This window comes from Paenibacillus sp. FSL W8-0187 (assembly GCF_037969755.1).
Classification (GTDB): domain Bacteria; phylum Bacillota; class Bacilli; order Paenibacillales; family Paenibacillaceae; genus Paenibacillus_AQ.
The window spans coordinates 3,144,091-3,166,163 of record NZ_CP150206.1; the positions used below are offsets into that span (position 1 = coordinate 3,144,091).

Annotated in this window: 21 protein-coding genes; 17 read left to right on the forward strand and 4 right to left on the reverse strand. The window is 47.7% G+C overall.

The features are described from left to right. The first annotated feature begins 27 nt into the window (after positions 1 to 27). The 8 genes from MKY48_RS14270 (at position 28) to MKY48_RS14305 (ending at position 9,546) form a co-directional block, all read left to right on the forward strand. Positions 28 to 654: a TetR/AcrR family transcriptional regulator gene (locus tag MKY48_RS14270; RefSeq protein WP_076326064.1), complete on the forward strand. Its 627-nt coding sequence runs from the start codon at positions 28 to 30 to the stop codon at positions 652 to 654. Continuing rightward, a complete protein-coding gene (locus MKY48_RS14275; protein WP_339272733.1) occupies positions 651 to 1,112 on the forward strand; it encodes a DUF2269 family protein in 462 nt (153 codons plus the stop codon). Before MKY48_RS14270 ends, MKY48_RS14275 begins: the two co-directional genes overlap by 4 nt. Positions 1,113 to 1,288: 176 nt before the next feature. Further along, positions 1,289 to 3,796, forward strand: coding sequence for a WG repeat-containing protein (locus MKY48_RS14280; RefSeq protein WP_339272735.1), 2,508 nt, complete (start codon positions 1,289 to 1,291; stop codon positions 3,794 to 3,796). A 113-nt stretch (positions 3,797 to 3,909) separates the two neighbouring features. Then, the gene (locus MKY48_RS14285; RefSeq protein ID WP_339272737.1) at positions 3,910 to 4,323 is read left to right on the forward strand and encodes a hypothetical protein; all 414 of its coding nucleotides are present in this window, start codon (positions 3,910 to 3,912) and stop codon (positions 4,321 to 4,323) included. Between the two features lie 26 nt (positions 4,324 to 4,349). Further along, entirely contained in the window at positions 4,350 to 5,570 is a 1,221-nt protein-coding gene (locus MKY48_RS14290) for an MFS transporter (protein ID WP_339272739.1), read from the forward strand. A 115-nt stretch (positions 5,571 to 5,685) separates the two neighbouring features. Beyond that, positions 5,686 to 7,299: an alkaline phosphatase family protein gene (locus tag MKY48_RS14295; RefSeq protein ID WP_339272740.1), complete on the forward strand. Its 1,614-nt coding sequence runs from the start codon at positions 5,686 to 5,688 to the stop codon at positions 7,297 to 7,299. A 215-nt stretch (positions 7,300 to 7,514) separates the two neighbouring features. Then, entirely contained in the window at positions 7,515 to 8,642 is a 1,128-nt protein-coding gene (gene hisC / locus MKY48_RS14300) for a histidinol-phosphate transaminase (protein WP_339293269.1), read from the forward strand. Between the two features lie 244 nt (positions 8,643 to 8,886). Continuing rightward, on the forward strand, positions 8,887 to 9,546 hold the full coding sequence (locus MKY48_RS14305) for an NAD(P)H-dependent oxidoreductase (protein ID WP_076326071.1): 660 nt from the start codon (positions 8,887 to 8,889) through the stop codon (positions 9,544 to 9,546). Positions 9,547 to 9,647: 101 nt separating this feature from the next. On the opposite strand, the gene MKY48_RS14310 is transcribed toward MKY48_RS14305, so the two are convergent. Next, complete coding sequence (locus tag MKY48_RS14310) at positions 9,648 to 11,042, reverse strand: PLP-dependent aminotransferase family protein (protein ID WP_339272744.1); 1,395 nt, start codon at positions 11,040 to 11,042, stop codon at positions 9,648 to 9,650. 122 nt (positions 11,043 to 11,164) lie between these two features. On the opposite strand from MKY48_RS14310, the gene MKY48_RS14315 reads away from it, so the two are divergent. Beyond that, a complete protein-coding gene (locus tag MKY48_RS14315) occupies positions 11,165 to 12,151 on the forward strand; it encodes a DMT family transporter (protein ID WP_339272746.1) in 987 nt (328 codons plus the stop codon). 320 nt (positions 12,152 to 12,471) lie between these two features. Here MKY48_RS14315 and MKY48_RS14320 read toward each other — a convergent pair whose 3' ends face one another. Next, entirely contained in the window at positions 12,472 to 12,984 is a 513-nt protein-coding gene (locus MKY48_RS14320) for a DUF3231 family protein (protein WP_339272748.1), read from the reverse strand. A gap of 263 nt (positions 12,985 to 13,247) precedes the next feature. On the opposite strand from MKY48_RS14320, the gene MKY48_RS14325 reads away from it, so the two are divergent. From MKY48_RS14325 to MKY48_RS14355, 7 genes are all read left to right on the forward strand, one after another. Further along, the gene (locus MKY48_RS14325; RefSeq protein ID WP_339272750.1) at positions 13,248 to 13,841 is read left to right on the forward strand and encodes a DJ-1/PfpI family protein; all 594 of its coding nucleotides are present in this window, start codon (positions 13,248 to 13,250) and stop codon (positions 13,839 to 13,841) included. Between the two features lie 171 nt (positions 13,842 to 14,012). Continuing rightward, complete coding sequence (locus tag MKY48_RS14330; protein WP_339272752.1) at positions 14,013 to 14,138, forward strand: hypothetical protein; 126 nt, start codon at positions 14,013 to 14,015, stop codon at positions 14,136 to 14,138. Between the two features lie 15 nt (positions 14,139 to 14,153). Further along, entirely contained in the window at positions 14,154 to 14,690 is a 537-nt protein-coding gene (locus MKY48_RS14335; protein WP_339272754.1) for a GNAT family N-acetyltransferase, read from the forward strand. Positions 14,691 to 14,882: 192 nt separating this feature from the next. Beyond that, a complete protein-coding gene (locus tag MKY48_RS14340) occupies positions 14,883 to 15,443 on the forward strand; it encodes an RNA polymerase sigma factor (protein WP_339272756.1) in 561 nt (186 codons plus the stop codon). Continuing rightward, positions 15,404 to 16,369 carry a hypothetical protein gene (locus tag MKY48_RS14345; RefSeq protein WP_339272758.1) on the forward strand — a complete coding sequence of 322 codons (966 nt, stop codon included), beginning with the start codon at positions 15,404 to 15,406 and terminating at the stop codon, positions 16,367 to 16,369. The genes MKY48_RS14340 and MKY48_RS14345 overlap by 40 nt, the downstream gene beginning before the upstream one ends. Positions 16,370 to 16,487: 118 nt before the next feature. Then, positions 16,488 to 17,279, forward strand: coding sequence for a hypothetical protein (locus MKY48_RS14350; RefSeq protein WP_339272760.1), 792 nt, complete (start codon positions 16,488 to 16,490; stop codon positions 17,277 to 17,279). A gap of 132 nt (positions 17,280 to 17,411) precedes the next feature. After that, positions 17,412 to 17,531 carry a YjcZ family sporulation protein gene (locus MKY48_RS14355; RefSeq protein WP_339272762.1) on the forward strand — a complete coding sequence of 40 codons (120 nt, stop codon included), beginning with the start codon at positions 17,412 to 17,414 and terminating at the stop codon, positions 17,529 to 17,531. Here MKY48_RS14355 and MKY48_RS14360 read toward each other — a convergent pair. Together MKY48_RS14360 and MKY48_RS14365 are read right to left on the reverse strand one after the other, a co-directional pair. After that, positions 17,528 to 18,652, reverse strand: a complete 1,125-nt coding sequence (locus tag MKY48_RS14360; RefSeq protein ID WP_339272764.1) for an anthranilate phosphoribosyltransferase — start codon at positions 18,650 to 18,652, stop codon at positions 17,528 to 17,530. The two genes, MKY48_RS14355 and MKY48_RS14360, sit on opposite strands and share 4 nt — an antisense overlap. Then, complete coding sequence (locus MKY48_RS14365; RefSeq protein ID WP_339293270.1) at positions 18,649 to 19,272, reverse strand: ANTAR domain-containing protein; 624 nt, start codon at positions 19,270 to 19,272, stop codon at positions 18,649 to 18,651. Before MKY48_RS14365 ends, MKY48_RS14360 begins: the two co-directional genes overlap by 4 nt. Positions 19,273 to 19,635: 363 nt before the next feature. Here MKY48_RS14365 and nirB point away from each other — a divergent pair, with 363 nt between their 5' ends. After that, positions 19,636 to 22,068 carry a nitrite reductase large subunit NirB gene (gene nirB / locus MKY48_RS14370; protein ID WP_339293271.1) on the forward strand — a complete coding sequence of 811 codons (2,433 nt, stop codon included), beginning with the start codon at positions 19,636 to 19,638 and terminating at the stop codon, positions 22,066 to 22,068. The last annotated feature ends 5 nt before the right edge of the window (positions 22,069 to 22,073 follow it).

Here is a 22,073-nt window from a genome sequence, read left to right on the forward strand (position 1 = left end):
AACTTATCATCAAGGAGGAGTTATTAGATGAAGCAGGAAGAAAGGCGAGAGCAAACCAAGCGAATACTGCTTGAAGCCACGGAAGAATTGATAAGGGAGCAAGGCTGCAGCCAAACCACCCTTAATGACATCATGAAGCGTTCGGGCTTGTCCAAAGGGGCCATATTTCATTATGTTTCAAGTAAGGATGAGCTGTTTGTGCACGTATTACGAGCTAAGCTTGCCGAGCAGAACGAGCAGTTCATGAGTGAAGTGAACAAGCAAGGGGACATTAAACAGTTTGAAGGACCGATGAATACCATTACCAACAGCATGTCGAGACTGGAAAGCCGTGACGATGTGAGCAACCTGATCTTAATGTACCTTATTGGCAAAAGCGATCAGCCCGAAATCGCCGACATTGTGGCTGGCTTCTATAGAGAAGCTACAGCGACTTCGAAGAAATGGATTGTTACAGGCCAGGAAGCGGGGGTCATACCGGAAACCATCGATGCGGAACGGACGGCAGAGCTGTTTGAGCTGTTGTCGTTCGGACTGCGGATGCGAGGACTAATCGGCGTAAATAGTCATGTATTCGGCACGAAGGAATATGCGGATTTCATCATCGATATTCTTCGGCCCGGGCACCGGGAAGAGGGGAAGGATGGCTTATGACATTGTGGTTATTTCTGCACATCGCCGGATGTGTGTTATTCCTCGGCAATATCATTACGGCGGCATTCTGGAAAGTAAGAGCTGATCTGAAAGGGGATCCGGCAGAAATCCATAACACGGTTAAGAATGTCATGTTAGCCGATATGGTATTTACCCTGCCAGGTTTGCTGCTGATCATCATTTCAGGCGTTGTGATGGCTGTTCAAGCCGGATATGGAATGGGCGGAATGAGCTGGCTGATGGTTTCATTGATTCTGTTTGGTATGACGGGGATCCTGTGGGCTGGTTTATTGATTCCGCTGCAAAAAGGGATGATTCGGCATAGTAAACAATCCATTAGGGATGGGGTCATTACAGCAGGTTATAAAAGAGCTTCGGCGTATTGGGCGGTAGGCGGGACGATAGCCACGCTGCTGCCGGTCGTTATTTTGTATTTCATGGTCAGCAAACCATTTTGAAGTGAAGAGAACGATCTGATTGCCTAACGTGATCAGGCCGTTTTTTTGTTTTGCGGTCATCCGCCAATGGAAACATGGGACTTAAGAAATGCTCTTCGCCCCGCCCGCAGGTGCATATTTAACCATCGTCTGCATACGATTAGGCGAGAAAGCTCTGAATAAGGGAGGGTGCCCAAATGTCCGTTAATGATCAGCAGCTGGCACAAATCGCTATGGCCTATCTGCCGCACGGTGCTGAACTTGTACGAATCGATAAGCCTGCAGAACATCCTGCAGTTATCGCAGTCGACATCACGGGAGATCACATCCCAGAGATTGTCGGTGTGTCCCGATTGAATCATGATCTTTATTTATTTGTGCTGCTTTACCGCAATGGCGGATATGAGGTCGTTGCCAACGTCTTGGGGCAGGGATATGGGGTTACTTCATTGACGGCGGCCCCTGTGTTGAACCCAGGTATGAATCAATTAATCGTAGGTTGGCGACTCGGTTTCATCTGGTCAAAATTGTCGATCTACGCTTGGACGCCAGAGGGCCTTCAAGATATCGCACCTGCTGATATATATTACAGTTATATCGATATTGCGGATATGCCGGGTGCTTCGGGTCCGGATGGTCAGGCTGAAATCGCGCTTTGGATTCACGATACAGGCGAAGCTTATCGAGTCGAGGTAGTCAGATGGAGCCAAGGGGCGTTAGTGACTGCACCGGATGTATACCCCTATTATTTCCCTGTCGTTGTAAGGTACTACGAGAGCTTGACGCAAGAACATCCGGATTATTCTTATTATTGGTATTACCTGGCGGATGCACAATATCGGGCCGGGATGCCGGAAGCGGCCCTTGTGTCGGTCCGCAAAGCACTTACGTTCGCAGAACCCTACCCGGCGCGTGAAACGCTGCTGGATCTTGAGAGGCGAATCAAGGAGATGCTGGCAAGCAGAGGACAGCCGCAGCAGCATGCCGGTTTATTTCCGGCATCCGTGAAGACGACGGACGGAACGAAGTGGGGATACATTGATCGTAGCGGAAGTATGGTCATTGAGCCAAAGTATGATGATGCACAGGATTTCCAGGACAATGGTCTTGCCATCGTGAGCGTGAACAGTAAGTATGGCCTCATTGACAGGTCTGACCGTTTCGTAGTGAAGCCTATATATCAGTCCATCAGCCCGTTCTCGGAGCATCGAGCGACCGTGATCGATGATCAAGGTTTTAAGATGATTAACGAACAAGGGGAAGTGCTGACACGACGAGGATTTCCGTATATAGCAGGGCTTCGAGAAGGAAGGGCGGTTTATTATGTAACTGATAATGGCAGTGGAGATGGAGCGAACAGCCGATACGGCTACCTCGATTCCGCGGGCCAAGAGGTGATCCCGGCGCAATATGAGGAAGCGAATGATTTTGTCAATGGCAAAGCTGTTGTGAAAATAAAAGACAATCTTTACGCGCTCATTGATCTCTATGGACGCCGATTGGCCAATTATCCGTTCGCCTACGTCGGACCGCCTGGCGATGGCTTGCTGGCCTTTCAGAAGGATAGCACTGGCAAATACGGATATATCGATGAGCAGGGGAACATCGTCATTCCGCCGACCTATACTTCGGCATTTCCTTTTCATCATGACAGAGCGATCGTTAACAAGGCAGAAGATTACAAGTCGAAGTATGGCGTCATTAATAAGCAGGGCGAGTGGGTAATCCAGCCGGAATATAACGATATCCGGGACTTGAATGAAGACCGGTTTGCGCTTGGGCGTGCGATTAATCCTGAACAGCCTTATATTGGTTCGATGTATGCCATTGCAGATTGGGATGGAAAGAGGTTATCTGATTTTGTATATCGGGAAGTTTCTGATTACAAGCGAGGATTGGCCTCGGTTTATGATGCGAAGCAGACGTATTTTATTGACCGAACCGGCAGAGCGGCGCCGGGGTATCCTCGAGTGAACGGCAGCGGTTCGCTCACGCTGGAACCAGGCGGACTAATTAAAGCCCTGGTCGATCAGCGTCTATCTTACCTGGACCGGTCGGGTCACCTCATATGGAAGCAGAACACGGTGATTCCGCTGCAACCACCTTATAAGGTAATGGAAGAAAAGTATAAACCTAATCCGGACTACTTAGTCTATTATCCACAGATCGATGGAATGCGGGATCAAGCAGCTCAGCACACGCTGAATACGAAGCTTAAAGAAATGTCACAGGTGAAATTCATTCCTCCGAATCAACAGCTTGATTATACGTATACAGGCGATTTTGACGTCATTTTCTACAAGCAGAAACTGCTTGAACTGGAGTTGAACGGTTATAACTATCCCTCTGGTGCCGCACACGGCATGCCAACGAAAGTTTACGCCGTGATCAATCTTGAGAACGGCAGGATGTATGAATTGAAGGACTTGTTTAAGCCGGGCAGCGATTATGTGAAGGAGCTCAGCCGCATTGTTGGTAAGCAGATTCAAGAGGATCCGCAGTATTCGTATGTATTCCCGGATAGCTATAAGGGAATCGCAGCAAACCAGCCCTTCTATGTAACCGGGGACGCATTACATCTGGTGTTTGCACCGTATGAGATCGCCCCTTACGCAGCGGGTTTTCCGACGTTCACAATTCCTTTTGCCCAGATCAAGGGCATGATTGATACCGAAGGTGAGTTCTGGAAGGCGTTTCATCCCTAACCTTTCATCCTCGGGAATAGAAGCCGTGCATAGTCTTTCCATATGACCAAACAAGGTTTAAAATAGATGGAAAACTCCCCTTACATACACAGCTGAGATTAGGAGGTTTGGTTATGGCAGATGGTATTGCAGGCAAAGAAGATTTCGTTATCACATGCGAGGAGGATTGCGGGAACGCACCGAAGAAGGAGTTGCTGAAGAGACTCCACATCGCTTTGGCTGGCATGGATACACAATTTATGAATGAGAATTTCACGGATGGGATTCAGATGAGTTACGTTGGGGAAAGAATCGTTCATGGGAAGGATCAAGTGATTGAATCGTTATGTCAGCTGAAGTATGGCAAGACAGCCGAACTGCATATTCATCATCTGATAACGCACGGCAGCACCGGTGCAGCGGACGGAATCCTTGTATTCGATGACCGGAAGCGCCTGGCATTTTGTAACGTATACCGGTTTAGCAGCACCCTTAATGCTGCCAAAATTAAGGAGATTACTTCCTATTTCATCCCATTGTCTGAATGATCACGGCGTAGAAAGGACCATTATTTGTGGTAACATTTTTTCTTCTAATTATTTATTTGGCCTTTATCAGTTTAGGGCTTCCGGATTCCTTGCTCGGGGTGGCCTGGCCGGCCATGCAGCCGGATATCGGTGCTGCCTTCGAATCCGCAGGGTTGCTATCGATGGTCGTAACCGGAGGCACGATTGTATCCAGCTTGATTAGCGGGAGCGTGATCGAACGCTTCGGAACGGGTATGGTTACGCTTATCAGCTGTTTGTTGACGGCGAGTGCGCTGCTCGGTTTTGCGTATGCGCCATCGCTGTTCTGGCTCATTCTGCTGGCGATTCCGCTGGGTTTAGGCGCAGGCGCGGTCGATACGGGACTGAACCACTATGTAGCAAACCATTATAAGGCCCACCATATGAGCTGGCTGCACTGCTTCTGGGGCGTGGGCGCAACGTTAGGGCCGATTATCATGTCCTATTCCATGGGTGCTAACGATACATGGAGAGACGGATATTTTACCGTATCCATGCTGCAGTTCGTTCTGGTCTTCATCCTGCTGCTCACGCTCCCACTCTGGAGGATCGTGGCAAGTCAGCATCGGCAGCCCGAAGGCATGATTGAAGAACAAACGGGAAATGAATCAACGAACAGCGATGAAGCCATTGTCCAGAAGCACGGAAAGCCGCTCCAAATTAGAGGGGTAAAGATAACCCTGTTGGCGTTTTTGTTCTATTGCGGAGTGGAAGCGACCGTCGGCTTATGGGGAGCGAGCTTTCTCGTAGGAACCCGAGATCTGTCCCCGGAAACAGCAGCAGTATGGGTGTCCATGTATTATGGAGGCATCACATTCGGCCGATTCATTACAGGATTCGTAACGCTGAGGTTGAACAATCGGACGCTCATCCGTGCTGGACAAGTGACGGCTATTACCGGTGCAGTCCTGTTGTTGCTGCCGCTGCATTCCTATCTTTCTCTCATTGGACTCATTGTTATCGGACTCGGGCTTGCACCCATATTCCCTTGTTTGCTGCATGAAACGCCAGCCCGCTTCGGCAAAGCTCAATCATCCAGAATCATGGGTTATCAGATGGCTGTTGCCTATACCGGCACCACGATCTTACCCCCACTGTTTGGTATCGTTGCGGCTCAAATATCGATAGGTTTATTCCCCGTCGTCATTCTGTTGTTTGCCCTGATCATGCTGCTCAGCTCCGAGAAAGTGAACCGGATCCTTTATCAAAGCAGGAAAAGCGAGGCTTGATTAGAACCGGCGAACATCATATTTGAACATAAATGGATCATCGTAATATGCAAAATATCCCTCGAATGACGTTTCCACTTTAGCGACAAAATGTACTAAGGTGGTGAATGTGAAAATGCGAATAAACAGGATGATCCTCGTAATGCTGTCCCTTGTACTGATCTCGGTAATGGGATGCCGACATCAAAAACCTGGCGAACAGGATTTGCTGCGGGTTAAATCCGAACAAGGTTCTACACATAAGAAAGTCATATTCCTGATGGTCGACTCCTTAATGGCACAGGCGATTGATAAGGGCATTTCTCAAAAACAGCTGCCCACCTTTCAATATTTGATCGAACATGGACAATATTACAAGGATCTGGTTAGCTCTTTTCCTACAATGTCTGTCACGATTGACAGCACGATGTTGACGGGAAAATATCCGAATGGGCATGGCGTACCAGGTCTCCTATGGTATTCGTCCGACGATAAGAAGATGATCAACTACGGAACAGGGCCGATGGAAATCCTCAAGCAAGGCATCAATCCGGTTCTGACTGATGCATTAATCCATTTGAACGGGAAACATTTAAATCCGGATTCACCTACGATTTACGAAGAATTAGCCCGCATTGGCTTGAAATCAGGGTCGATTAACGGCTTGATATATCGGGGACCGACCGAGCATACGCTGACGATCCCGGATTGGATTCAAGGTCCGACTTCCCTGCCGAAACACATAAAAGTCAAAGGTCCGGATTTTTTAACTCTGGGAGCCTTGTCCAATCCCCTGGAAGGCCCTAAAGATACCAAGAATCTGCCTGACGATCTCACGGATCGGATGGGGCTGAACAATAAGTATGCAATCGAAGCCGTAAATTATCTGATTCGAGCCAACAAGCTGCCGGATTTTTTGTATGTTTATTTACCGGACCTGGACCAGAAGCTTCATAAAAAAGGTCCGTCAGAGCTCGAAGGCGTCAAAAAAGTGGATCAGCAGCTCCGGGCCGTATTAAATGCCTTCGGATCGCCGGAAAAAGCGTTCAACGAAGCGATTTTTGTCATCGCTGGGGACAGCGGCATGACACAGCTTCTTCCAGCGGAACAACGTTCGGAGATTGATATGCCCGCTATGCTGAAAGGCATCTCTGTTCTAAAGCCGGGTGAAAAGGTGAAAGCGGAAACCGAGGTCGCCCTCGCAGTCAATGAAACGATGGCTTATGTATATAATTTCAAGCCTAGTCGTTCTCTGCGAAGCTTAGCGGATATCCTGAGCAAGGATGACCGCATCGATTTTGTTGCTTGGAAAGAAAACGGATGGATTCATGCTCTTCAAGGATCCACTTCGAAGGAACTCCGATATAAGGCGAAAGGTAACCTGATCGATCGCTATAAACAAACGTGGACCGTGAAGCAGGATGCCGATGTGCTGGACCTTAAATTGAATGCCGATCATCGAACCTTGGATTACGGACAGTATCCCGATGTGCTGGAGAGGTTGTCCGGTTCGCTGAATTCTCATAAAGGAGAATTTTTGGTCGTGACGGCTAAACCGGGATACGAATTGGCGGACCGGAGCTCTCCGACGCATGCGGGGGGCGGGGGCCACGGCTCGATTCGCCAAATGGAGTCGCTTGTGCCACTTATCATTGCGGGAACTAACGAAAAGCCTGCAAATCTACGAATGGTTGATCTAAAAGCCTATTTACTTGATCTGTTGACGAATCACGTTCAGAAGACAAAATAATTTGCAAAGGCGATTCAGTCATGTTCCATGACTATGCCATTGTTGTGAAATTTGCAAGATATTAGGCACTCTTTTTCGATTTTATGGAAAAGGGTGCCTTTTTCGTAGCGATTTATTTGAACTTTACCGTTATAATATGATGTAACTTCGGCTTCTCGATGGTGAAGTGTAGAAGATAAATACACATAAATACATGGCAACGGAGGGAGAACATATTGAATCAAGCAGGGGAAGATAAAGAGCTGCAAATAACACCGCGGCAGGCATTAGGACGGTTGAAGCCTTACACGGCAGGTAAGCCAATCTGGGAAGTGCAGCAGGAATACGGCTTGGATCGCGTCATCAAATTAGCTTCCAATGAAAATTCACTTGGTCCCTCGCCTAAAGCATTGCAAGCCATTCAGGAGCAGCTGCCTGATTTACACCGTTATCCCGACGAGCGTTCATCAGGTCTTACACAAGCGCTTGGCGAGCACTTGGGGTTGGCAGCGAATCAATTCATTGTGACAAACGGCGGCGATGAGCTGATCATGCTGATTTCTCGGGCGTACCTGGAGCCTGGTGACGAGATTATCGTTCCTGATCCGACATTCAGCGAATATGAGTTTGGTGCTTTTCTTATGTCTGGTACGGTCATTAGGGTACCGCTGCGTGAGCAATATGCCTTCTCTGCTGAGGATATATTGTCCGTGGTTACGGAACGAACCAAAATCGTGTACTTATGTACTCCCAATAATCCAACAGGCACCTACATTCCCGAACTTGAAATGAAAAATCTTCTGGACCGTCTTCCAACTCGCGTGCTGGTTGTAATCGATACAGCATATCGCCATTACGCGACAGCCCCTGATTACTCGGACGGGATAGATTTCATCAAGCTGGGATATCCGGTCATCACCCTGAACACCTTCTCCAAAATCTACGGTCTTGCGGGTATTCGCGTCGGCTATGGCGCTGCTTCGGAAAGCATCATCCGCACATTGCTTCAGGTTAAGGAGCCCTTTAATGTCAATGCGCTGGCACAAGCGGCGGCGTCGGCCGCACTTGGAGATGGGGAGCACGTCCAGGCATCATGCCGGATGAATGAACAAGGCAGACAGCAAATCTATGAGGGACTGAGTCGGTTAGCGATTCCTTACTACGAGAGCATGAGCAATTTCATTCTGGCGGAGCTTGGAGAACATGCAGACATTATATACCACAAGCTGCTGGAGCGGGGGATTATCGTCAGGTCCGCCAAAGGTTGGGGACTGCCTGGGCATATTCGGATTTCCGTAGGGACGGCGGAAGAAAATCAAGGATTCCTTGATGCTTTAGGCGAAATCTTAGTGCATACGATGTAACCTTATGGTAAGTATAAAGTGTTAAAAAGTGATGCTGATCCGGCAAAAGCACGCAGCAAGAGCAGGTATGCTAAAATACGATAAGGACCGCAGATGTGGTCCTTTTTTTGATGGATTTTAACTAACTATTAGATATTATTTCCATCGCGGCCTTCGATTTATGCATAAAATCATAAGTTGATGTCACAATTGGATCGCCTTGTTTGTCTACATTATGAAATAGATGAAAAAGGAGAGATATCAGATGGAGAACATGCTCATTATCAACGCACATCCGAAGGTGGAGTCAGCAACATCTGTCAGCTTGCGGGTGCTTCAGCATTTTTTGGAGGCGTACACGAAATGGAATCCAGCAGGAGCTATAGAACAAATTGATTTATACCGTGATTCTATACCTGCCATCGATCATATGGTTCTAGAGCTATGGAGCAAACAGGGAAGAGAGGAGCCGCTTAACGAAGAGGAGCAACAGATAACGGACCGCATGTCCGCCATCCTGCAGCAGTTTAAGGCAGCACGGAAGTATGTTATCGTCATGCCGATGCACAATTTCAACATTCCTTCCAAGCTTAAAGATTATATCGACAACATCCTGATTGCACGCGAGACATTTCAATATACGGAGAATGGATCGGAAGGTTTGCTAACCGATGGCCGCAGTTTGCTGGTCATTCAGGCCAGTGATGCCATTTACACGAATCATGACTGGTATGCCGAGGTTGAATACTCGCATAAATACCTTAAGTCTATGTTTAATTTTATGGGGATCATCGATTATCAGATCATCCGGGCACAGGGTAATGCGATCCTGGATCGAGATGATATCCTCGCACAGGCCTTTCAGGAAGCGGAAGAAGCTGCGAAACAGCTGGCAAGCACGAAGCCAACGATAAACATTAAATAGGAATGGATGCATGGAGAACAGAACAGTGACTTAAGCATTAAAAGGCTGCCTGATGGCAGCCTTCACTGTTTGGATGGAAGTTTGAAGGAGTCTTGAGGTTGTTATAGGTACCCTTGATTCTTCAAATAAGCCTGCAGCAGTGAGATTCCACTGCGGATTTCAGCAGGTTCCAGGTGACCGTAGCCAAACAATAACTTGTTTGCATGGGTTCTTTTTTGAATACAATGGTAGTCCAGCGGCGTGATGCGTATCCGGTCTTGCCGGGTTTTCTGCCTGAAAGCCTCGTCAAAGATCGCCCCGGGAAATTCAACAGTCAGATGCAGGCCGGCTGCATCTCCCCAGGAACGCCAAGTATCTCCGAAAAACTCATGCAGCGAAGATAACAGGACCTGTCTCCGTTCGCCGTAGATCTTGCGCATTTTCCCGATATGCCTGTCAAATTTCCGGGTGTGTAAAAACTCGGCTAAGGCAGCTTGCTCAAAAGGGGGATTCTGCACATCGGTATGGGTACGCAGATGCCCCCAGCGCTGTTGAAGCTTACGGGGTACAATCGCGTACCCGATCCGAAGGGCCGGGAACAGCACTTTGCTGAAGGTGCCAACATAAATGACCCTATCGGGATCCATGGCATATAAAGGTGCGATCGAATCCCCGCTGTATCGGTACTCGCTATCATAATCGTCCTCGATGATATAGCTGCCGTTTTTTCTGGCGTAGCGGATGAGCGCAGCACGACGATCCGCCGGCAGAATCCCTCCAAGCGGAAATTGGTGAGAGGGTGTCACGTACACAGGACATCCAGGCTTGTCGTTCAAGTGCTCGGTCTGAATCCCGTGCTCATCCACGGGGACATGATGAATTCGATACCCTTTGTTTATAAACGTCTGCAGCATCTCGATGTTGCAGGGATCTTCAAACCATATATCCTGATTTTCATGATAGAGTAAGTCCGCAAGGATATTCAGTGCATGTGTGGCACCTGCCGTTATGAATATATCTTGAGCATCAACCTTAAGGCCCTTGCTGCGATAAAGCCACAATGAAATTTCGTCACGAAGTGCGGGCAGGCCCTGAGGACCTGTATAACCTAGCAGAGTGGGGCTCATATCGCTGAGTGTTTTCATTGAAATTTGCTGCCATACGTACCGTGGGAATAGCCGGAGTTCAGGTTGTCCTGTCCGGAAATCCACTGCAAAATCAGGAGGGGCTTTTTTCCGCGGCGGCGGATCTACCTCAGCCAGGTTATCCAGTACAATGCCTTTCGCAACCCGTGTCGGAGCCCCTTGTCGGCTAACGACGTAGCCTTCGACGTTCAACATGTCAAACGCTTCATTGACCGTGTTACGAGATACCTTGAGTTCTATTGCTAATTGACGGGATGAGGGCATGGCTTCTCCTGGCTGCAAGATTCCTTGAACAATCCTTTCCCTTATAGCTAAATAAATTTGCCGTTTAAGCGATACTTCACTGCTTCGGTGCAGTGTGATTCCCCACATGAGGCTCGTCCTCCAACTGGTCTGCATAATTTCACGTTTAACTGGATCTGTAACCATACCAGTCTATCCCCTATGATTGTAGCATAGATTCAGTCGCTATCGATCTGTGATATCTGGAGGATGTGATCTTATTGGAACGATGGAAAGGGATGTTTTATTTATGCGGGGCGTTCACGCTTGCAGGGACTTCGGTCATCACGGCATGGTTTTTGAACGGGAAATTAGGGACGTTTACGATCACAGCGGCCAGCTTGTTATTGGCTTTGCTATGTATGCTTCCTCTATGTAGGAAGGAGCTGGTGAGGACGGTTCGACAATTAACATTTCGGGAGTGGAGGCTTCTGTTCTTTCAGGCGTTACTCGGGATGTTTCTGTTTCGGATGATGCTGCTGCAGGGCCTTCTTCATACCAGCACGGCAGAAGCGGGAATTCTAACAGGCGCAACACCCGCCTTTACTGTCATGCTGGCATTTGGGTTCCTGAAGGAATCGGTGAACGGCATGAAGCTGGCAGGCATTCTTAGCACGGTGGCGGGCATTATGATCATACAAGGAATACTCACGCCGGGCCATGCATTCGAGGTACAACATCTGTACGGTAACCTGCTTGTGCTCTGCGCGGCATGTAGTGAATCCGGCTTTAACCTGCTGTCCCGCATTGGTTCGATGCAGCGCACGGCTTCACAAAACAAAGCCATTCATCCTATGGTCCAGACGACGCTGGTCTCGGTGATCGCCTTGATGTTATGCCTGATACCCGCATGGTTCGAGAATTCGCTGGCTTCACTGGCAGCATTAGAGTTGCAGGAATGGCTTGCGCTTGTTTGGTACGGACCGATCGTAACGGCCTTGGCCTTCATGCTGTGGTATGCCGGTATCAAGCGCTGCCATGTATCCACAGCTGCCGCTTTTTCTGGTATGATGCCTTTTACGGCTTTGTTGTTATCGGTCCTCGTATTAAAAGAATCCGCAGGATGGGAGCAATGGTGCGGCGGCATCCTAGTTATTCTAGGCATGTTTCTCATCGGCTGGCATCAGGCAGTCATTAACCCGCTGCCACAACAGCACCCGCCGGAACATGGAATCATCGATAAGGTTAGGATTGAGTAAAAAACAAAAAGAGGCAAGCTGGCCTCTTTTGTTGTATAGAAAAAGGGTTAGCGTCTGAGCAGATTAAGATGCCAACTGTCTGAGCGGCTATACGATCGCTTGTTGCGGGCTGTATTCACGGCGCTAACGAGTAAGAATATCAAGACAGAAGAACTTACATTCTATTCTGGAGGGGATCGTATGGTAATAGACAGATCGAAAACGAAAATTTTGAAGCGATAGAATTTTAATATATAAAAGATACAAACGAGATGAATAGAACAGAACAGCAAAAACACCCTGAGCTTCATCAGATCAGAGTGTTTTTTTGCTGGATTATACTATTCTCCTTCAGGTCTCTTGATTTGAAGCGGCGGCGGAATGAGCCAGCCTTTTTCCTTATTCATCTGAAGGATCCGCAAACCTAGCGCCGTCTTGGTGATATGATATTTAGCAAATAACGCGCCAATATCCTCCCGGATGGATTGTCCCATAACTTGACTGCATGATACCAGTCCGAGTGATGTATCAGCAGCGATTTTGGCCGCAATTTCCGGATCCGTGAATCTTGCGCCCGCCGGAATATCCTCAAGTTTGACCGGGGGTCTTTCGGGAAGTACCGGTGCAGGGGCGATTCCGTTTTCGGTAAGCAATTCATCACATTCTTTAATCTCAAGTTTAGCTTGATCCAACAGATCATTGAGGATTTTTTTGAGGTCTTTATCGCCTGCATGGTTTAAATAAGCCTCGTAGCAGGACACCATGCCTTTTGCCAACGTGGATGCTGTCCATACGCTAAATATTTCCCCATAATGCATGGGTTCGTTTTTAGGATTACCGCTTAAAATTCCCAATCTTATTCGCTCCTTTAATATTTATTCAAACAGAGTTATTATGCACAGGAGATTGTTATTTAATTCTTTCGAAGTAAGCAGAATACATTCATTCAGGTATGCAGGTTGGTTATTGAACGAGGCAGTTATCGGGCTGCTTTTTTGTTATTCATTTGTTTTTCAGTTGAATTTAGAGAGAAGTATAGATAAGATAGAACACAATCCGATAGATCGGGATATCTCTTAAGATTTTATAGTGTGACAAGGACGGGGGAGGTTGGCTTATGAAGAAAGTGCTTTTGCTGTTGGCGGATGGATTTGAAGCTGTTGAAGCGAGTGTATTTACTGATGTACTGGGGTGGAACAAGCTGGAGGGTGACGGGACCACTCAGGTTGTGACTGCGGGACTGCATGACCGGTTGAAATGCACGTGGAACTTTACCGTCATTCCTGAGGTCACGCTGGACTCGGTTAAGGTGGATGATTACGATGCGCTGGCGATTCCTGGCGGGTTCGAGGAAGCGGGCTTTTATAACGATGCATACGACTCCAGGTTCTCCAAGATCATTCAGGAATTTCATGCGCAGGGCAAGTGGATTGCTACGATTTGCGTTGCAGCCCTTACGCTTGGCAAAGCCGGCTTGCTGGAGGGACGTAGAGCCACGACTTATGATCACCCAACCAGCATCAGAAAATCGCAGCTGCGGGAATTCGGTGCCCATGTGGTGGAAGAACAGATCGTTGTTGATGGGAACCTGATCACTTCATGTAACCCGGCAACGGCTTTTGATGTGGCTTTCACTTTGCTGGAAAAGCTGACATCTTTGGAAAATACTCTGCATGTGAAAGAGCTTATGGGATTTACAAGCAAATCATGATTGAAGACTAAATGATTTTAAGCAGTAAGCCTGTCTGAAAGAAGACAGCGCTTATTGCTTTTTTTGTGATTACGACGTACCGCGGTTTATATAAAAAATAATTATAATCATACAGCCTATATGTAAGAGTTTGTCGAGGATGATACCCTTGAGTGCAAGGAGGGATTTGGGTTGAGATTATTTCCTGTCACTTACTCGCTTCTATCTAAACAAGCGGTAGGGTTACATATCCAACATCATTATGAGGTCGGTTCCATTGTGAAAATTCAGTATTTCAAGAGTTTGGATTATGTCTAGGACGGAGGAGAACCTATGAAAGTTACCGTGGAGCTAACCGATACTTCCACCAAATTTATCATTAATAATATATATCCGCTATATTTGCATGATTTATCAGGGATATGGGGATGGAAGCCGAATCGATATGGCGTCTATGAGGATGATGACACAAGAACCTTGAAAGACCAGATCCAAGTTTTTGATATATGGTGGGAGAAGCCCTCGATTTTGTTTCCTTACCTGATTCGAGTGGATGGCATCCCGGCAGGATTTGCTCTGGTAGCAACCTCGCCATATACATATGGCAGTGAATTTTACATGAATGAGTTTTTTGTTATGAAACCCTTCCGAGGCAAACATGTTGCGGAGAATGCTGCATCACAAGTGTTCGACAAGCATGCCGGCAGCTGGGAAGTCCAGACGAATGCCACGGATCGCAATATGCGGGCGCAGGCATTCTGGAGAAAGACGATGAACAACTATGTTTCGGACTCACGCGTGCAGGAATTTGTTGCTACGAGGGACGACAATGAGAAGTTGATCTTTCAGTTTGAATCATCGCGGGTGTAAAGTCTGTCGCACATATCGTTTTCTGAACAAAAGAAGTGATCGACAATACAGAAAAACAATTCATACTTGAGATATGAGTTGTTTTTTTATTTATGTTACAGGTGTCCCTTTTTTGGCAGAAGAGGTGTTATACAAACGTAAATAAGATTTACGCGGAGGTGCGTCTTCGAATTGGATTCGATAGAGGAGTGCGTGAGGCGCGTTAAGGCCGGTGAGGTGGATTGTTTCGAGCCTATCGTTGAAACGTACAAAAAACAGATCTACATATATTGCTGCCGGATGCTCGGCTGCAAGCAGGACGCGCAGGATGCCGTCCAGGATATCTTCATCAAAGCGTTTACCAAGCTCCATACCTATGAAGCGAAGGTTTCGTTCTCATCATGGTTATACAAGATTGCCTATCACCATTGCCTTAATCTGCTTCGCAAGAGACAGGTTCGCATGCGAGTGAGCCGTCTAATCAAACCAGCAGGTTATGCTGATAGCGTGGAACAGACACTCGAGCGCAGATGGTTCAGCGAACCGCTGGAATATGCCATGACGAAGCTCTCGGTGGAAGAGCGTAATCTACTCGTGCTGCGGGTGTTCGAAGATAAACCGTTCTCGGAGATCGCGCAGATTCTGGATAAGAATCTCAGTGCAGTGAAGAAAAAGTATGCTCGTATGAAACTGAAAGTCATCAAGCTGATCCAGGAGAAGGAGGGGGCGGAGTTATGCGAGATTCGAGACAGCCGGAGCAAGATCGAATTCTGAGAGGCATGGAATTGCACTCCGTGGAAGAAGAGGTGGACGTGACCCCCGCCATCATGCGGAAGGTGAGGCAAATCCACCAGAGTAAACAGGGGAGATATTACGGGAATCGTAAAAAAACCTTTATTGCAGCGACACTCACTGCGGTTTTGATTCTTTCGTCAATTAGCGTTTACGCAAGCCAATACTTGATTCAGATCAAGAACAAGGAAGGCGAAGTCATTCTGTCTACCATAAAGCCATGGAAATATTCCGAATCAGAATATAACGCCAAACGTATAAAGGAGACGGAAGAAGAGCTGAAAAAGAGGTTAAAGCCGGGAGAACAGGCTGTATATTATATCAAGGACCTGCATATGACACCACTGGTCAAAGAGCAGCCATTGAATTATTTTTATATGTTGACTAAGCATTCAAATTATCAGGAACTCGCAAAAGAAATTGAGGAGAAGGGTGCTCCTGTGCTTCAAGAACCTGATTATGTACCGGATGGGTATCGATTTGATTTTGGACAGATTCAAATAAGGAACACGCCCGTATGGAATACGCCGGAGTATAAAGTTCTTGCGGATGAACTCAAAGCGCAGGCTGAGAAGTCGGATGAAGAACAGGGACTGTTCTATAAGATTGTTCCTTGGTCCGATATTGCCTCTACAGGAATGGAATATCGTAAAGGCGAAAATCGGATCAAGATTGTAGCCTTTGCACGAGAGAAGGGCTCAAAAGCTGGGGTGCCTACAAACCAAGCCATAAAAATAAAGGTAAAAGGGAAAGAAATGATTTTGTCTACCAGTCCAACAAACCCATCGCGCAGATTAACATGGCTTAGTGATAGTGAAGAGGTTCTGTATCTGATTACGGATGATCCGAAGGATCCGCTATCCAAGGAAGAGTTTGCGAAGATTGCAGCCGGTCTTGTTTCGAAATAAAAAGATTTCTACTTTTTTTTGGATAAATGTCCCTTTTGTTGTCGGCAAGGTGTTATACGAGATGTATTTAAAAAATAACTTTAAAGGCCTTACCGCCGAAAGGAGCACACATTTTATCATGATGAAAAACAAGATGAAAGTCGCATTATTTCTCGCAGCAACGATGATGGTCGGATCCGCGAATGTTTACGCAGCAAGTAATGCAACTACATTTGTTCCACAGATGACAGCAGCGGTTTCTTCTGCCATACCGGAGAATACATCCGTTTCGTTTGATGATCGTATCAACGAGTTGAGTGACAAACTTAAGGCAGGACAGATGGTTGCCTATTATGTTGCTGACCAGGAATATAACCGTCTAGATGAAATCTATTTTACGTCTAAAGGCTTTGCTTATACGAAGTATGCGGACTATGTGGCGAAGGCAAAGGCCATGAACGCTCCAACCCTAACCAAGCCTGCTGACTTGCCGAAGAGTTATTCTTTTCAAAACGCGATTATATTCTTAAAGAGTCCTGAAAGAACGTCCAGCTTGTACGAGGAGATTGATCAGGAATTGAAGGAGAAGGCCGCAAACGGCGAGAAGTTCGTATACTCCGACATCATGAAGTCAAATGAAGCGTCCGCGGCGATCTTGAATTTTGATAAGGGAAAAGTAAAGCTTCAAGTCACAGCAAGTTATATTGTTCCTGAACAGCCAATAGGTGGAACGCCAGTGCCACAGGAGAAACCGAACGAGAAAAAGGAAACCATTGTCATTAACGGAGTGGAATGTGTCTACACCGCCGACTCCAAGGGAAGGGATCACCTGGATTGGGTGGATGAGGAGCAACAGATTCGTTACAGCATTTGGACGGAGAGCGCCAAATCGGATGTGCTGAACTATGCTAAGAAAATGATTGCGAAGTAAGTCTTCGCCATAAGAATCCGGATTCATGTTGACCCAATTCCTGTTTGTTTTTATTTTTTCCTCTAGAGTCTACGCTCTTTGATATGACGAGCATAGGATGTTGTGTTCGGAAAAGTAAAGGAGGTTGGAACAATGGGTGAAGTAGCTGGATATGGTGGCGGAGGATACGGATCATCTGTTGGAGCAGTACTGGTTCTCTTTATTCTCTTGGTCATTATCGTTTCTGCTTTTGGATTTGGATTTGGGGTTTAATAGGTAATCAAAAAGAAACCCGCACCGCTTACTGGTGCGGGTTTCTTCTGTTCAATGCAAAACATGTCTGACGGTTGGCGGGGTCCAACCATCATTCGGGATGGGTTCCAAAGCAAGCTCAGCCACTTCCCATACAGCTCCCACGGTTTACCCGAGTCTAGCAGAGCTTTGCAAGTATAGATCCCTTCCTCGACGGATCTTACCTTATCCGCCAAGTGTAAGCGAACGGCTCCATTCAGCAGAACCTGGTAGACAAAAGCGATGTCCCCCTTACCCTGCAGAACCTGCTCGGTAACGTTAGCTTGTTCGGAGGGGGTCCAGCTTATGTCCGGGACGGGCGTATCGAGTCCATACGTTTCTGGATCGATGATCTGGAGGTTGGCTTCACCGTTCTCAACTCGGTAAGTCCGCGAGGGCCGGTGAATGAACAGTTCATCCGAGCCTTCACAGCCCTGAATGATGATCGCCTTCCGATATCCGAGTTTCGTGATTAACCGGCTTAAACGGTCAAAGACCGTGTTATGGTACACACCGAAGGTGAGGAACGGGGAATGGGAGTAATTCACAAACTTTTCGGCCGTGTTGAGTACGGTCCGCATACCCAGCTCCTCCCGGATCGGGCGAAGATGCTTAAGCGGGGGACACCAGTCTTCAGCATGTACATATAATACGCCCGATTGACGGGCAGCGCGGATGGATGATTCCTTTGCCAGTAACGGTCCGGTTATTCCCTTGGCCGCGAGTATATCCGACAAAGTGATCCCCCATTTCGGGGGCAGTGATGCAGTCCCGTGCAGAGTGACAGGCAGATCAGCAGCAGCCAGCACAAACGAGGTGGCTAACGTAGAGAAAAAGGAGGACTTTCTGCCATCATAAGGTCCTGCGCAGTCTACACCCTCATGTACAAACGAACGGTCCGCATATTTACGGCCAACCTTCACGAATGCCTCCAATTCTTCCACACTTTCCATTTTGATGCGTTCCGCAATGAAAAAGGCACCGATCTGTGCAGGGGTTGCCTTCAATCCGAGAATCGATTCTGCAGCCTGCAGCGCTTCCTCGTAAGTCAGGTCACGCGCGCCTCGTTTGCCGCGGCCGACTTCTTTTAATAAGTGGATCATAATTTTTTTGCACCTCCTGAACCGGTCTCCTGGAGCAATTGATACAACTTAACGATCGAGGTTGCGACATCCACCATTCTTTTTCTTTCATTCATCGCCTGTCTGCGCAGGACATCGTATGCTTCGGATTCCGAAATATTTTTCATCTTGCATAGAATGCCTTTGGCCATATCAATCCATTTTCGCTCTTCAATGCGGGCAAGGAGCTGTGTTCTTTCATTATGCCACTGCTCTCGTTCGTAAAAATGCTTGCAACTAAAATGCAGCGTCCAATGCAGCTCATGCTCTTTCATAGTGGGAAATAAAAGTCCATCAACTGTAACATCATCCTCACATGCTTCGAGAGATTGTGAAGCGGCATGATCGCTGCACCACCACAGAACCGGAACGCGTTTTTGCTGATCGAGGGTGCCGGACCACGATTTGATTGCGGCAACCGGGAGGTGGAGAATCGTTCCGTCTGCTTCCATGATTCTGGCCAGCGCTTGCTTCTCACTGCGGGCAAGGTGGACCTTGTAGCCATATGAACGAAGGATAAACTCCGGAAGAAGCGCCTTGGCATCTGTGCCACTTCGCTCTGATGCAGGGACCGGATGGTGAATAACCAGCAATGAACGCATGGATTGACGCTCCTTTCATAACATAAATGATATCCTGTCAGAGTTCTAAGCTGATAGCACAAAGCAGATATTATGTTAAATTATATAACATAAATCGCAGGGGGATGTCGATATTTAATAACAATTCTATATTTCATGTCAAATATGTTGACAATTGGTTTGGGTGTAGTGTATATTTCCCTCAAGAACTTTAGATTTCCCGGATACAACGGTGTATCCATTAGCGGCAAAGAAGCCTGCTTTCGTTCCTGGTAAGAGTGTGCCTACTCTACTGGAGCGAATGCAGGCTATTTTAATTTCTTTAAGGCTTCTGATGCATGAACAAGTACATTCTAAGGTGTTAGACGGAGGGGAGCGAAAACCATGACAAAAAAGAAGTTAGTCATGATCGGGAATGGTATGGCAGGGGTACGGGCAATTGAGCATTTAATTAAGCTTGCGCCTGACGCTTATGAGATTACGATATTCGGATCGGAGCCTCATCCAAACTACAACCGCATCATGCTGTCATCTGTCCTGGCAGGTGGTACCGATATGAAGGAAATCATCATCAATGATTGGGATTGGTATAAGGAGAATCGGATTCAGTTATATGCGGGTCATACGGTGACACGGATCGACACCCAGAATCGTCAAGTCTTTTCCGATCAAGGAACTGTTGCTGACTATGATGTATTGATTATAGCCACCGGTTCCAATCCATTTATGCTGCCTTTGCCTGGTGCCGACAAGGAAGGCGTTATCGCATTCCGGGATATCAAGGACTGTGAAACGATGGTGAAGACATCGCAGCAATACAAGAAGGCGGCGGTTATCGGCGGGGGTCTGCTGGGTCTGGAAGCTGCTAGAGGGCTTCTGCATTTGGGCATGGATGTATCCGTGGTTCACCTTAACCCCTATCTTATGGAACGACAATTGGACGAAACGGCGGCCAGAATGCTGCAGCGTGAACTTGAAACCCAAGGAATGAAATTTCTGCTGAGTAAAAATTCGGAATCCATCTCAGGGCGGAAGCGGGTGAAGGCACTCCGTTTTACGGACGGGAGCCGTGTCGATACCGATCTGATCGTGATGGCCGTCGGGATTAAGCCGAACGTTTCCTTGGCACAGTCCTCAGGGGTTGAAGTGCATCGCGGAATCATGGTTAACGACTACATGGAGACGAATATCCCCGGTATCTATGCGGTGGGCGAATGCGCTGAGCATCGAGGAATCGCTTATGGTCTTGTGGCACCACTATACGAACAGGGAGCAGTTCTTGCCAAGCATCTGGCGGGTGTGGAGACGAGTGGATACGCCGGTTCCGTAACGTCAACGAAACTAAAGGTATCCGGCGTGGATGTGTTCTCGGCAGGTCATTTTTCAGACCCGGAAGGAACAAGATCGATGCGATATCAAGATGAAGTTGAAGGAGTATACAAAAAAATCGTGATCCGCGAAGACCGGCTTATCGGAGCCGTCATGTTCGGCGATACGGGGGATGGACCAAAGCTGTTCTCACTTATGAAAAGCGGCGAGTCAATCAAGGGCCGAGAGAAGGAGCTTCTGTTAGGCTTCACGGGTCATGCCGGTACCGTATCGACGGAACAGCGGCTGGCTCAGCTGGCGGATGATGAGATCATTTGCGGCTGTATCGGCGTATTGAAAGAAGCGATAAAAGATGCCATTCTTACGAAAAATTGCAACACCGTTGCTTCCGTTAAAGCTTGTACAAAAGCATCGGGATCCTGCGGCGGCTGCAAACCGCTCGTTGAGGGACTGGTTCAGTTATACGCCGGAGATGCAGCAGGGGAGCCCGTGAAAGAAGGGATATGCGGGTGTACATCGCTAGGCCGGGATGAAATTATCAGCGAGATAACCCGTCTTGGACTTGGAACCGTCAAAGAAGTGATGAATGTGCTGGGATGGGACAATCCGGAGGGATGTTCTAAATGCAGGCCATCCTTGAACTACTATTTGGGCATGCTGTTTCCGGAATCCTACGTGGATGAGAAGGAATCCCGCTTCACCAACGAGCGATACCATGCCAACATTCAGAAGGATGGCACCTATTCCGTTGTTCCCAGAATATATGGCGGGGTGACGTCGCCTTCGGAGTTAAAGAAAATTGCAGAGATTGCGGAAAAATTCGATGTCCCGATGGTTAAGATTACAGGCGGACAACGGATCGACTTGCTTGGCGTTAAGAAGGAGGATCTGCCGAAGATGTGGGAGGAGCTGGATATGCCTTCCGGTTATGCTTACGGTAAAGCCCTCCGTACCGTTAAAACTTGCGTGGGGTCCACGTTTTGCCGATTCGGCACCCAGGATTCCATAGGCCTGGGTGTGCGCTTGGAGAAAGAGTTTGAGCGGCTGTGCACCCCGGCTAAAGTGAAACTCGCGGTTTCCGGATGTCCTAGAAATTGTGCAGAAGCGACCATCAAGGATTTTGGAGTCGTAGCGATTGATGGCGGATGGGAACTGCACGTCGGCGGTAATGGAGGCGTTCATGTTCGGGCAACGGAGTTATTATGCATCGTGAAGACGGAAGATGAGGTGCTCGAATGGGCCGGGGCATTTATCCAATACTATCGGGAAAACGCGCAGTGGAATGAGCGGACATCGGTTTGGATCGAGCGAGTAGGCTTGGACCATGTGAAAAAAGCATTAGAGAAGAAGGAGGACCGCGTCGCGCTCTTCTCGAGAATAAAGTTGGCTTTAAGCAAGCAGAAGGATCCGTGGAAGGAAATTACGTCGGACAGCGGGCTTCGTAAAAACTTCGTGCCTTTACCTGATGCTGAACCTGTGACGAAATAGGGGGA